Source organism: Candidatus Methylomirabilota bacterium, from assembly GCA_035709005.1.
Lineage (GTDB): Bacteria > Methylomirabilota > Methylomirabilia > Rokubacteriales > CSP1-6 > 40CM-4-69-5.
Window position 1 is genome coordinate 17,392 of sequence record DASTFB010000023.1, and the last position, 12,576, is coordinate 29,967.

General features: G+C 71.4%; 11 protein-coding genes. 8 read left to right on the forward strand and 3 right to left on the reverse strand.

Annotated elements, in window-relative coordinates; translation table 11 throughout:
* The 3 genes from VFR64_03835 to VFR64_03845 all read left to right on the forward strand — a co-directional run bounded on the left by VFR64_03835 (position 1) and on the right by VFR64_03845 (position 3,297).
* Positions 1 to 2,079 carry a 3-hydroxyacyl-CoA dehydrogenase NAD-binding domain-containing protein gene (locus tag VFR64_03835; protein ID HET9488877.1) on the forward strand — a complete coding sequence of 693 codons (2,079 nt, stop codon included), beginning with the start codon at positions 1 to 3 and terminating at the stop codon, positions 2,077 to 2,079.
* Positions 2,080 to 2,207: 128 nt separating this feature from the next.
* Complete coding sequence (locus tag VFR64_03840) at positions 2,208 to 2,708, forward strand: hypothetical protein (GenBank protein ID HET9488878.1); 501 nt, start codon at positions 2,208 to 2,210, stop codon at positions 2,706 to 2,708.
* A gap of 7 nt (positions 2,709 to 2,715) precedes the next feature.
* Entirely contained in the window at positions 2,716 to 3,297 is a 582-nt protein-coding gene (locus tag VFR64_03845) for an outer membrane beta-barrel protein (GenBank protein HET9488879.1), read from the forward strand.
* Positions 3,298 to 3,302: 5 nt separating this feature from the next.
* On the opposite strand, the gene VFR64_03850 is transcribed toward VFR64_03845, so the two are convergent.
* Entirely contained in the window at positions 3,303 to 3,704 is a 402-nt protein-coding gene (locus tag VFR64_03850) for a hypothetical protein (GenBank protein ID HET9488880.1), read from the reverse strand.
* A 183-nt stretch (positions 3,705 to 3,887) separates the two neighbouring features.
* On the opposite strand from VFR64_03850, the gene VFR64_03855 reads away from it, so the two are divergent.
* The 3 genes from VFR64_03855 (at position 3,888) to VFR64_03865 (ending at position 8,737) form a co-directional block, all read left to right on the forward strand.
* Entirely contained in the window at positions 3,888 to 5,141 is a 1,254-nt protein-coding gene (locus tag VFR64_03855) for a tetratricopeptide repeat protein (GenBank protein ID HET9488881.1), read from the forward strand.
* 14 nt (positions 5,142 to 5,155) lie between these two features.
* The gene (locus VFR64_03860; protein ID HET9488882.1) at positions 5,156 to 7,891 is read left to right on the forward strand and encodes a sigma 54-interacting transcriptional regulator; all 2,736 of its coding nucleotides are present in this window, start codon (positions 5,156 to 5,158) and stop codon (positions 7,889 to 7,891) included.
* 246 nt (positions 7,892 to 8,137) lie between these two features.
* Positions 8,138 to 8,737 (forward strand): OmpA family protein, encoded by a 600-nt coding sequence (locus tag VFR64_03865; protein ID HET9488883.1) that lies wholly within the window; start codon positions 8,138 to 8,140, stop codon positions 8,735 to 8,737.
* Positions 8,738 to 8,811: 74 nt separating this feature from the next.
* Here the strand turns inward: VFR64_03865 and VFR64_03870 are convergent, their stop codons facing one another.
* Positions 8,812 to 9,885 (reverse strand): class I SAM-dependent methyltransferase, encoded by a 1,074-nt coding sequence (locus VFR64_03870; GenBank protein HET9488884.1) that lies wholly within the window; start codon positions 9,883 to 9,885, stop codon positions 8,812 to 8,814.
* A 103-nt stretch (positions 9,886 to 9,988) separates the two neighbouring features.
* Between VFR64_03870 and VFR64_03875 the strand changes: the two genes are divergently transcribed.
* Both VFR64_03875 and VFR64_03880 read left to right on the forward strand, forming a co-directional pair.
* The gene (locus VFR64_03875) at positions 9,989 to 10,495 is read left to right on the forward strand and encodes a hypothetical protein (protein ID HET9488885.1); all 507 of its coding nucleotides are present in this window, start codon (positions 9,989 to 9,991) and stop codon (positions 10,493 to 10,495) included.
* On the forward strand, positions 10,492 to 11,076 hold the full coding sequence (locus tag VFR64_03880) for a thiamine pyrophosphate-dependent enzyme (protein HET9488886.1): 585 nt from the start codon (positions 10,492 to 10,494) through the stop codon (positions 11,074 to 11,076). The genes VFR64_03875 and VFR64_03880 overlap by 4 nt, the downstream gene beginning before the upstream one ends.
* Positions 11,077 to 11,234: 158 nt before the next feature.
* On the opposite strand, the gene VFR64_03885 is transcribed toward VFR64_03880, so the two are convergent.
* Entirely contained in the window at positions 11,235 to 12,542 is a 1,308-nt protein-coding gene (locus VFR64_03885) for a Xaa-Pro peptidase family protein (GenBank protein ID HET9488887.1), read from the reverse strand.
* Between the last annotated feature and the right edge of the window lie 34 nt (positions 12,543 to 12,576).

The following is a 12,576-nucleotide window of genomic DNA, read 5'->3' on the forward strand; positions in this document are numbered from 1 at the left end:
ATCAGCAAGTCCGTCAGCCTGGAGCGTCGCGGCCGCGTGGCCGTGCTCACCGTCGACAACCCGCCCGTGAACGCGCTCAGTCAACACGTGCGCCTGGGGCTGCGGGACGGCCTGCGCCAGGCCGGCGGCGATGCGGCGGTGGCCGCCATCGTGCTGGCCTGCGCCGGACGCACCTTCATCGCCGGCGCCGACATCACCGAGTTCGGCAAGCCGCCCCAGGAGCCGCTGCTGGGCGAGGTCCTGGATGCGATCGAGCAGAGCGCCAAGCCGGTCGTGGCCGCGATCCACGGCACCGCGCTCGGGGGCGGCCTGGAGGTGGCGATGACCTGCCACTGGCGCGTGGGCCTCCGCACGGCCCGTCTGGGTCAGCCCGAGGTGAAGCTCGGGCTGCTGCCCGGCGCCGGCGGCACCCAGCGGCTGCCCCGCCTGGTCGGCGTCGAGAAGGCACTTTCGATGATCGTGGGCGGCGACCCCATCGGGGGGGAAGAGGCGCACCGCCTGGGCCTGCTCGACGAGCTCGTGGAGGGTGACCTCACCGGGGCGGCTGTGGCCTTCGCCGAGCGGGTGGTGGCCGAGGGCCGTCCCCTGCGTCGCGTCCGTGACCTCGACGACAAGCTCACGGCGGCGCGAGGCAAGCCGGAGCTCTTCGCCGACTTCCGCAAGTCGGTGGCCCGGCAGACCCGCGGCTTCCGGGCGCCCGAGGCCTGCATCAAGGCGGTCGAGGGCGCGCTGAGGCTGCCCTTCGCGCAGGGCCTGGCCCGGGAGCGCGAGCTGTTCGTCGAGCTGCTCAACTCGCCGGAGTCCAAGGCTCAGCGGTACTTCTTCTTCGCCGAGCGGGAGAGCGCCAAGATCCCCGACGTCCCCCCCGACACGCCCACGCGCACGATCGGCAAGGTCGCGGTGATCGGGGCCGGAACGATGGGCGGCGGCATCGCCATGAACTTCGCCAACGTCGGCATCCCGGTCACCGTGGTGGAGGTGGCCCGGGACGTCCTGGACCGCGGCCTGGGCATCGTGCGCAAGAATTACGAAGCCACGGCGTCCCGGGGCCGGCTCACCGGCGCGGACGTCGAGCGGCGGATGGGTTTGATCCGGGGCAGCGTCGACTTCGCGGACGTCGCCGACGCCGACCTGGTGATCGAGGCCGTCTTCGAGGAGATGCCGCTCAAGAAGGAGGTCTTCGCGCGCCTGGACAAGGTCGCCAAGCCCGAGGCGGTGCTCGCCACCAATACCTCCACGCTGGACGTCAACGAGATCGGCGCGGCCACCCGGCGGCCCGAGAGCGTCATCGGTACCCACTTCTTCAGCCCCGCCAACGTCATGCGGCTGCTGGAGGTGGTGCGCGGGGCGAGGACGTCGAAGACCACGATCGCCACCGCGATGGCGGTGGGGCGACGCATCGGCAAGGTGCCGGTGCTGGTCGGCGTCTGCCACGCCTTCGTGGGCAACCGGATGCTCCACCAGCGCGGGCGCGAAGCCGAGCGCTTGCTCCTGGAGGGAGCCCTCCCCCAGCAAGTCGACAAGGTCCTCTACGACTTCGGCTTCCCCATGGGCCCGTTCGCCATGGGCGACCTGGCCGGCCTGGACGTGGGCTGGCGCGCTCGCAAGGCCCGAGGCACGCGCGCGCCCGTGGCCGACCGGCTCTGCGAGATGGGACGCTTTGGCCAGAAGACGGGCTCGGGCTTCTACCGTTACGAGGGCTCCGATCGCACGCCGCGGCCCGATCCCGAGGTCGAGCGCCTCATCGGCGAGATCGCCCGGCAGGAAGGCGTGACCCGTCGCCAGGTCCCGGACACGGAGATTCTCGAGCGCCTGCTCTATCCCATGGTCAACGAAGGGGCCAAGATCCTCGAGGAGGGCATCGCCATCCGGGCCAGCGACATCGACGTGATCTGGATCTACGGCTACGGCTGGCCCGTCTACCGGGGCGGCCCGATGTACTGGGCCGATCAGACCGGGCTCAAGGTCATTCGCGACCGCATGCTCGAGCTCGAGCGGCGCACCGGCGACGAGCGCTGGCGGCCGGCCGCCCTGCTGAGCCGCCTGGCCGACCAGAGCGCCGGCTTCCTGCCGCGCTGAGCGAACGGAAGACCGGACCTCACGGCCCGGTCACCGACCGCGGCGGCGCTCGAGCGACGCCCACCGGGCGACGGCGGCAGCAAGGCGGGGCGGTCCGCTTCGGCTATACTCTCCGAAGGAGGCCTGCCATGGGATACACGCTCGAACAGGTGGCGACGGAGTTCCACCGGCTGCTCGCCGACACGCCCGGCCCCGAAGGCCGGCGGAAGGTATGCGCGCTGCTGCAGGACGTCCTGAAAGACGAGGCCTTCGTCTCCACTCATCTCAACGACAGCGGCCCCGAGCGCAAGATCCTCTACGAGGACCCCACGCTGGGCTTTTGCATCCTGGCCCATGTCTACAAGGGCGCCAAGGAGAGCAAGCCCCACGATCACGGTCCCTCGTGGGCCATCTACGGACAGGCCCGGGGCACGACGGTGATGAACGACTGGGCGCTCGTCGAGCCGGCCACCGAGTCCCGGCCTGGCAAGGTGCGACACGTGCGGAGCTATCGCCTGGAGCCGGGCATGGCCCACGTCTACAACGAGGGCGACCTGCATTCCCCGCGTCGCGACGGGCCGACCTGGTTGATCCGGATCGAGGGGACGAACATGGACAAGGTCAAGCGCCTGGCGTACGAGAGGGCGTAGGCGAGGCATGGCGCGCCGGCGAGACCTCTGGCGCAGCGTCCGCGTGCTGTGTCCGTTGTCGCTGGCGGTCCTGATGCTGGCCGCTCCCGCCCGGGCCGACGTGGACGACTTCAGGCCGGGTCGGTGGACAGGGGGAGCCGGCGTCGGCTTCCTGGCCGACACGCCCGATGGCGACGTCGAGTTCGCCCTCCGCGGGTACGCCGACTATTTCCTGATGCCACGGCTCTCCGTGGGACCGCTCGTCCAGTACGGCGGCGCCGGCAACGATCTGCTCTTCGGCTTGTCCGGCCAGGCCAAGTACTGGTGGGACTTCCTGGGCAGCCGCAACGCGCGGCTCGTGCTCCAGGGCGGGGTGGGATTCGTGCGGGCCGGCATCAAGGATTCGGACAGCGGCGTCGCCGACACCTACACGTCGTTCCTGATCCCCCTCGGCGTGGGGCTGGACTACACGGTGACCAAACAGATCGCCGTCACCGCCGACTTCTTTCTGAACTTCACCTCGCTGGGGGACACCGTCCGCGTGTCAGGCCGAGAGGTCGACCTCCACACGAACGTCATGCCGGCGCTGTACCTGGGGGTGCGATTCTAAGCCGGTCAGGCGGGCGCGGGAAGCTGGCGGGCCGCGGAATACCCGCGCAGGATCATGAACAGCGCGAACGCGTGGAAGCCCACGCCCACCCAGTCCTGGACGAGCAGGAAGATGGCGCCGTCCACGGCGAAGAGCCCCATACCCAGCAGGAACGCCCAGCGATAACCCTGGATCGCGCGTTGGCCGATGACGGCGAACACCCCGATCACGGCCAGGCCCACGATGCCGGCCTTGAGCCCGGCGGCCCCGGACTGCTGAGTGAGCTCCTGGACGAGCTGCGTCACGCCGAGACCGAGGATGAAGCGCCAGTCCTGCCCGGCGAGGGCCAGGCCGGCGTTGATGAGCGACAGACCCGCGATCCAGTAGAACCACTGGCCGCCGCTACGGCGCTGGCTCTCCAGCGTCATGCGTGTCTCGTCCGCCATCGCCGGATTGCCGACCCCGCTGGTCCTGGACGCCGGCTGTGGCTGGGCCGGCGCCGTCCGGCGCTGGGGAGGACGGCTGAATGGACTAGCGCTTCCTTTCGGCGTCCCGGTCTCCATGTGTCCTCCTTGTCACGCCCGTGTCAATTTGTGCGGCCCACGAGCTCCATGCCGCGATTCCGGGGGCAATGGGGCAAGCTCCGTGCCACGGCTGTGCTCCTGCTCGTGCTCGTCGTCGGGCAGGCGGCGTGCGCGACGCCACGAGCATCGGAATCCAGGCGCGCCCGCGCCGCCCTGGAACGCGGCCAGGCGTTGCTCGCGCGCGGCGAGATGGGCGCGGCGACCGTCGCCCTGCGAGAGGCGCTCCGGAGCGAGCCCGGCCTCGGTGAGGCCAGGGAGGGCCTGGGCCTCGCCCTCTACGGCATGGGCGATTTCGACGGCGCCATCGACGAGCTGCGAATGCTCCTGCGCAGGCAACCGGGGGCGTCCCGGGCGCGCCTGACACTGGCCCGGGCCCTCATGGCGAGGCACGACTGGGCCGGCGCGCGCACCGAGCTCGACACGATCGTGCGCGAGCGTCCCGATCTGATCGAGGCCAGCTACGCGGCGGGCGTCGTGCGCTATCGACTGGGCGATCTCGACGGGGCCATCGAGGCGTACCGACATGTGCTGGCGCGGATGCCCGAGCAGCCCGACGCGCGCTATAACCTGGCCCTCATGCTGAAGCTGGCGGGCCGCGATGACGAGGCCGCGGGCGAGTTTCTCGCCGCGGCCGAGGCCGGCGTGGCCAAGGCCCAGTACTTCGCGGGCGCCGCCTATGCCGGCGGCCTGGGGACGCCGCGAGATCTGGCCAGGGCGATCGCCTGGTGGTTTCGGGCAGCCGATCAGGGCGTGAGCGAAGCCGAAGAAGCGTTGAGCCAGCTCCGACGGGCGGCGTCGGGCCGCGGCACACGCGGCCCGATCGAGCGCGAGGCCGCCGCGCAGGGCTTTCGGGATTTTCGCGTCGGCCTGTGGCAGCAATACCCCGGGCTCGGCCCACCCACCACGCCGGAGGAGGACGCCTCCCTGGGCGCCGCCTTGCTGGGCCGCGGCCGGGCCGACGAGGCGATCGTCGTCCTGATCCGCGAGGCCTCCGCGCTGAGCGAGCCCGCCCGGCGCCAGCTCGAGACGGTGTACGAGCGGGGGATCGAAGGGCGCGTGCCCGCGCACGACACCCGCATCCTGAGCTACTTCACGGCGGCCTCCGCCGAAGGCGATCCCCGGGCGCGAATGGCGCTGGCGCGCATCTATGCGGAGGGGCTGGGCGTCCCTCGGGACGTCGAGCGCGCGCTCGCGCTTCTGAGAGAAACCCCGCACGAGGACGCGCAGAGCCTGCTGCAAGAGCTGTCGGTCGGGCCGGGCCCCGCGTCCATCCGCCCGTAAGCCGAGAGCGCCGGATGCTGTGGCGTGCGCGTCCCGCCATCGTGGGCCTGGCGGCCACGCTGATCACCGCCGCCATCTGGGTTTCGGGGGCGACGCCATTCTCGGCGCTGGACCACGCGGTCCACGCCCGCTGGCCGGGCGCACACGACAGCGGGCCGGCGACTGGCGCGCTCGTCGTCGTGGAGCGCGATGCGGCAAGCGAGGCGCGCTTCGGCACCGGAGGCTGGGACGCCGCCCTGATGGCCAGAGCGATCACCAGCCTGGCGAGCGCCGGCGCCGCGACGATCGGCATCGACGTCCCGATCGGCCAGGCGAGCGCCGCCCCGCGTGGTGGTGCGGCGAGCGCGGCGCTCCTGGAACAGGCCACCGCACTGACGGGTGCGGTCGTCTACCCGATCGCGCTCGAGCCGGCCGACGCGCGTGACGAGGCGGACAGCAGCGAGACCCCGCCCCTGAGCCATCCATCCTGGGCCGCCGCCTCCCGCCTGCCTCTGGATCTCCCTGAAGCCCGGCCGCCCGGCGGACCACGGGTCCGGCTCGCCCAGCACGCCAGGGCGATCGGTCACACGCTGGCGCCGGCCGCAACGGGCGGCACGATCGGCAAGGTTCCACTCTTCGTCAAGGTGGCAGACCAGGCGGTTCCCGCCTTCGGCCTCGCGCTGGCCGCGGCGTTCCTCGACGCCGCGCTCGGCGAGGTCGCCCTGGAGAACGGGGCCCTCGTCCTGCGTCCCGAGCGAGAGCAGCTTCCGCTGCGCCGGATCCCGGTGGACGAGCGCGGGCAGGGTCTCGTCGCTTTCACCGGTCCGGATCTTCCTCTGGGCGTGACGCGGGTGCCGTTCTCCGAGCTGTGGGCGGCGATCGAGGCGACAGATACCGAGGCCCTGCGCCGCCTCGCCAGCGACAGGCTCGTGCTGATCCTCGCGGAGCCGGCCCGAACACCGCCGGACGGAATGTCGGACGTGGCGATCCAGGTGCACCTGCTCGGCGCCGTGCTGAGCGGTGATTTCTTGAGCGAGCCGTCGCCGCTCCTGACGCTGCTCGGCACGCTCGTCCTGGCCACGCTGACCGCGTGGCTCTGGCTGACCCGGACCTGGTGGGTCGCCGCGATCGGCACCGTGGCGCTCGCCGCGGTCGGCCTGGTCACGGCCGGGCTCGGCCTGTCGACGGCCGGACTCGTGCCGCCCGTGTGGCTGCCGCTCACCGCGCTGCTGCTGGCGACGGCGGGGGCGCTGGCCCTGAACCAGCTCTCCACGGCGGGGCGCGTCCGACACCTCAAGGACGAGAACGCCCGGGCCCGCGAGGTGCTGGCCCGGCAGGAGGCGGCCGCCGACGCGCTCGAGGAAGATCTCGAGGTCGCCCGCGCCGCTGTGACGAGGTCCAGCAGCGCCCAACGCGAGCTGCAACAGACGGTGCAGGCGCTGCAGGACCAGGTGACGCAGGCCCGCGCCCAGGAAGAGCACACGCGGCGCCGGCTCGACGCGCTGGAGGAAGAGCTACGGGCCTTACGCCCCGCCGAGAGTCCGGGCGCTGCCGCGGGCGGGCTCGAGGACGACCGCCTGCGTCAGGAATGCGAGCGGCTCGGGATCATCACGGGAGATCCGGCCGTGCTCGCCGCCTTCCGCGATCTCACCCGGGCGGCCCGATCGGCCTTGCCCGTCCTCCTGCTGGGCGAGCCCGGTACCGGCAAGGAGCTGTTCGCGCGCGCCACCCATCGGCTGAGCCCTCGGGCCGACCAGCCGTTCGTCGCGGTCAACATGGCGGCCGTCGCCGTCGAGCTGTTCGAGAGCGAGCTCTTCGGGCACGTCAAGGGCAGCTTCACCGGCGCCACCGCCGACCGGAAGGGGTACTTCGAGCAGGCCGATCGCGGCACGGTCTTCCTCGACGAGGTCGGGGAGCTTCGTCCCGAGCAGCAAGGCAAGCTGCTGCGGGTGCTTCAAGAGCGCACGTTCCACCGGGTGGGGGCCAGTCGACCGACCACGGTGGACGTGAGGGTGGTCGCGGCCAGCAACCGCGATCTCCAGCGCGGTGTCGCCGAGGGCTGGTTCCGGGAGGACCTCTACTTCCGGCTCAAGGGGCTCGTGCTGGAGCTGCCGCCGCTGCGCGCGCGCCCGGGCGATATCCCGTTGCTGGCGGCCCGCCTCGTGGCGGAGGCGGCCGCCGAGGCCGGCCGGGACGGCGTGGCGCTCTCGCAGGACGCCGTCCTGGCCTTGCAAGCGTACGATTGGCCCGGCAACGTCCGTGAGCTCCAGCACTCCCTGCGCCGTGCCGTCACGCTCGCCGACTCGCCCCTGATCAGCCGCGAGGACCTGCGCCTGCCGCCGCCGCAGCCCGCCGTCAGCCCCGATGTGGCCTCCGGCCTGGAGACGCATACCGACGCGGCCGTCCTGGCTTCCCTCCGGCGTCACGGCTTCGACATGCAGGCGACTGCGGCCGCGCTGGGCTGGGACCGAAGCACGGTCACGCAGCGGCTCAAAGGCCTCGGCTTCCGCGCGCTGGTCCAGTGCGCCGGCGACCGCTCACGCGCGGCCCTGGAGCTGGCCGGCGATCCTGCCCACGCCCGTATCGTCGAGGTGAAGCTGCGCGAGTACCACGAGCATCTGCTGCGGGTGATCCAGGCCTTCGACTCCGCCGACGCGGCGCTGGGCGCCTGCCGGCGCCGCTTCAAGAACCTGCCCGAGCGCCACTTCCGCTCGCTGGAAGCGCTGGTCCGCCAGCACTTCGAGCCCCGCCCCCCGACCCCGGTCGTCTGACTCGCGGGGCGGACCCGCCACCCGGTGCGGGGATGCGGGGAGCTCCCCGCATGGCCGGCAGTGGGCTTCGCCGGAGCGCGTCCCAACACATCGGAATCGCTCAGCTCACGAGCGACAACGGCGTGGCGCGGGCGTTGCTGACTGCCCCGACCGGGCGCGGGGCCGCAGCGGGCGGCCATCCGGGGCCCGAGCAGCGATGCGCGGCCGGCTCGAGCGCCAACCGAGCCGATGGGAAGGAAAAGCGCAATGGCAGAGATCACGAAGTACGTGGCAATCCTTCTGGGTGGACTGGGAATCCTGGTCGGGGGAGCGCTGGGCACCGCCTGGATGCAGGGGCCGACCATGGAAGCCTCCGCGACGTCGTCGGAGGCGACGCCCGCCGTCGTCGCCACGGCGCCGGAGACCGCGCGGGCGTCGGTCGAGTCCAAGCTGCCGGAGGCGCCCGAGGCGGTTCACGCCGACATCTACTTCGACTTCAAGAGCGCCCGCCTGAGCGCCGACAGCGTGAGCGTGCTCCAGGAGCACGCGACGACGCTGAAGGACGACGGCACCTGGGCCGTCCTGGTCCAGGGCTACGCCGACCAGCAGGGCCCGAGCGAGTACAACCGGCGCCTGGCCCAGCGGCGGGCCGACGAGGTCAAGCGGTTCCTGGTCGAGCTCGGTGTGGCCGAGCCGCGGATCAAGGTCGTCACCATCGGTCGGGAGGGCTCCCTCTGCGACGATTCCGGCGCGGCGTGCCAGCGGCTCGACCGCCGCGTCCATCTCGAGATGCGCAAGCTCTCCCCGGCGATCGCCGGGCCCGCCGCGGCCTCGCCGGTCAGCCAGGCCGAGGTTCCGGCCCGCTGAGCGGTACGCGGGGATCGCGTCCGGGCCCTGGCGGCTACCGCCGCCGGGGCCCGGACGCGCTCGCTCGTCTCCGGCTAGACCCTGGCGACGTAGAGCGAGTTCATGGGGTCGACGCGCTCGAAGCGCGTGATCTCCTTGAAGCCGGCCTCCTCGAGCAACCGAGTGGCCACCTGATGGCCCCAGGCGGTGCCGAGCCCCGGGCCTCCGCCGGCTAGCGACACGCTCATGCAGTGCATGGTGCTCACGGTGTAGAGATAGGGTGCCAGGGGCACGCCGACGTTGTCCTCGAGACGGCTCGACGCGCAGACGTCGACCATGAGGAAGAGGCCGCCCGGAACCAGCGCCGAGCGGATGCGGCGCAGCACTCCGGACGGATCGGCCTGGTCGTGGATCGCGTCGAACGCCGTGATCAGGTCGAAGGGCGTCGGCGTCTCCAATCGCGCCACATCGGCCACGAGGAACGACGCGTTCGTCGTGCCGCGTGCGCCGGCCTCGGCCCGGGCCTGGGTGATGGCCGGCTCGGAGACGTCGTACCCGACGAACATGCTGTTGGGGAAGCGCGCGGCCATCAACGCGATGCAGTAGCCGGTCCCGCATCCGATGTCGGCGACCCGGATCCCGGCTTCCAGCCGCGGCAGCAGGCCCTCGGGCAGGGTCAGGTACTTGCTCAGCAGGTACTCGTCGTAACGGGGGCGACTGCGGCGATCCATGACCCCGGTGAAGTGGGGCTGGTAGGCGCTGTAGGGCACCCCGGCGCCGGTGCGAAAGGCCTCGGTGACCTCGGGAATCACGCGGGTCATCAGCGACATCATCTCGGCGACGGGGACGAGGTTCCTCGAGCTGCTGCCGGTGAGCACAGTGGCGTGCTCAGGCGGCAATCGATAGGTGCCGGCCGTGGCGTCGTACTCCACGATCCCGCCGCACACCATCGCGGCGAGCCACTCGCGGACGTACCGCTCGCTGAGCCCGGCACAGGCGGCGATCTCGGCGCTGCCGCTCGGGCCCAGCCGGGCCAGCGTCTCGAAGAGGCCGACGCGCCCGCCGATCTCCAGCATCACGGTGACCGCAGAGCCCTCGAGATGCCGGACCATGAGCCGGGTGAACGCCTTGGCCTTGTCTTTGTCGAAGCCGGCTGCCGGTTCCCCCATCGTCTCCTCCAGGAGCGGCCGGGATATGAGGTGAGGGCCGACACACTACCACACGGGGACCGGGGCGCGTATGCTGCCCGCATGCTCGGCGTCGAGCACGGGCGTGAGTGAGCGGGGAGCGAGCGCAGCCCGGACGGTGACCCAGATCGAGGCCCTGGGCTTCAGCCACGTCCTCATGATCCCCGACACCGAGAGCCGCCTGCTCTACGACGCCGTCCGCCACTCGTCGCTGCCCCTCATCACCCCGTGCCGGGAAGGCGAGTCCATCGCCATCGCGGCCGGGCTGTGGGCGGGAGGGCGCAAGCCCCTGGTCGTGCTCCAGAACACGGGCCTGATGGAGGCGGGCGACGCGCTCCGCGGCTGCGGCCTGGGACCTCGAGTCCCGCTGCGCCTGATGCTCGGCTGGCGGGGCTATGCCGGCGCCATGGCCGGGCGCAAGCCCATCGACTCCGCGTACACCTACACCGAGCCGCTCCTCGCCGCCTGGGGGATCCCCTGCTGGCACCTGATGAGCGACGAGGACCTACCGACCCTGGCCACGATGGACCGCACCGCCGAGGAGACCTCGCTGCCCGCCGCCGTCGTCACGGGATGGGCGTTCCGGCCATGATCGAGCGCATGGACCTCTTCCGGGCGCTGGCCGCGCGCCGGACGGACGAGATCGTCGTCATGACGATGACGGCGACGCTGCAGTGGCCCCTCGTCTCTCGCCACGAGCTCGACTTCGATTTCCTCGCCTTCGGCATGGGCCACGCCGGCGACTTCGGCCTGGGCCTGGCGCTGGCCCGGCCCGAGCGGAAGACGATCGTGCTCAAGGGCGACGGCGGGTTGCTCATGAGCCTGGGCTCGCTGGTGACCTGGGCGGCCTGCGCGCCGGGCAATTTTCTCGTGCTGCTGCTGGAGAACCGGAGCTACGAGCTGACCGGCAGCCAGCCCCTGCCGCCGCGCGTGGACTTCGCCGGCCTGGCCCGGGCGGCCGGCCTGGCCGGCGGCGGCGCCACCGGAGCAGGCAAGGTCGAGCGGATCGACACGCTGGCGGCGTTCACCGACGCCCTGCCCCGTCTGCTCACGGAGACGGGACCGCACTTCGTCGTCCTCCCCGTGACGAACCGCGAGCCCCTGCCCCCAGTGAGTCACTCCGACCACGCCGGGCGGATCACCAAGCTCCGGCACGCTCTGGGCGTGACGTGAGTCAGCGGAAGTTTGCTGGCGCAATCGAGCGCAAGCTCGATTGAGAGACCCGATTTGGGGGTATGAGGGGCCGGTCGTCGCACGCACGATCGAGCCCCCAGGCTCGATCGAGACGTGGATGGGGGGTATGGGGGGCCATGTCGGGGCCCCCCATCTCCTCAGTAGCGGTTGGCGATGGGCAGTTCCTCGGCGGGGAACAGCGTGATGATCTGGGCCCCGCTCGGCGTCACGATGATCTCTTCCTCGATGCGGGCGGCCGACACGCCGTCGGTGGCCGGGCAGTAGGTCTCCACCGCGAAGAGCATGCCGGCCTCGATCTCCATGGGATCCTCGAACGAGTGCTGGCGGCTGATGATGGGCCGCTCGTGCAGGCCCAGGCCGATGCCGTGACAGAAGTTGAGGCCGAAGGCCCCCATCTCGCTCTCGAAGCCGATGTCCTGGGCCTTGGGGAAGGCCCGCGCGATCTTGTCGGTGGTCACGCCGGGCTTGATGAGCGCGATGGCCTCGTCCATCCACTCCCGGGCCTTCTTGTAGGCCGCGATCTGGGCGCGCGTCGCCCGTCCCACGTTGAACGTGCGGTAGTAGCAGGTGCGGTAGCCCACGAAGGACATGATGATGTCGAAGAAGGCCTGATCGCCGGGACGGATCAGCCGGTCGGTGAAGTTGTGGGGATGCGGGCTGCACCGCTCCCCGGAGATCGAGTTGATGGCCTCCACGCAGTCGGCCCCCATCTCGTAGAGCCGCTTGGTGGCCAGGGCCACGATCTCGTTCTCACGCACGCCGGGCTTGAGGGCCTCCGAGATGTCCTGGTACACGCCGTCCACCATGGCCGCCGCCATGTTGAGCAGCGTCAGCTCGTCCTGGCTCTTGATGACACGGGCCTCCAGCATGACCTGCTGGCCGTCGCGCACCTCGATGCCGAGCTCTTGCAGGGCGAAGAGAAAAGGGGGCTCGACGATGTCGATGCCCAGCGGCATGCCGCCCACGCCCTCGGCCTTGAGGATCTCCTTGATCTCCTGGGCCGCCTCCTTGAACAGGCCGGCCTTGGGCGACACCGCGCCCCGCATGCCCACCATGCCCGCCAGCGACTGCCGGGCCGGAATCCACGGCGCGTAGAGGCGATGGTGGCGCGCCGCCGAGCCGAAGTCCCACACCCAGGGCTCGCCCGTCCCCGTCAGCAGGGACCAGCGCGTCATCTTGTCGCGCGCCCACTCGCCGATGACGGTGCTGGAGATGTAGCGGATGTTGTGCTGGTCGAAGACGAGCAGCGCGCCGAGCCCGGACCGGGCCAGGGCATCGCGCACCCGCCCCAGCCGGTAGGTGTGCAGTCGCCGGAAGTCCACGCGCTCCTCGAAGTCGACCTGCATGTGGCCGGGCGCCTGCAACGGCCGGTCCCAGCGATGGCGAGGGTCCAGACTCTCCGGAGTGACGGGCTTGGGTCCGGTTGACGCCGACTTGCGAGCCATGTTTTCCTCCCTGGGATCGCGCTGCGGAGCTCAA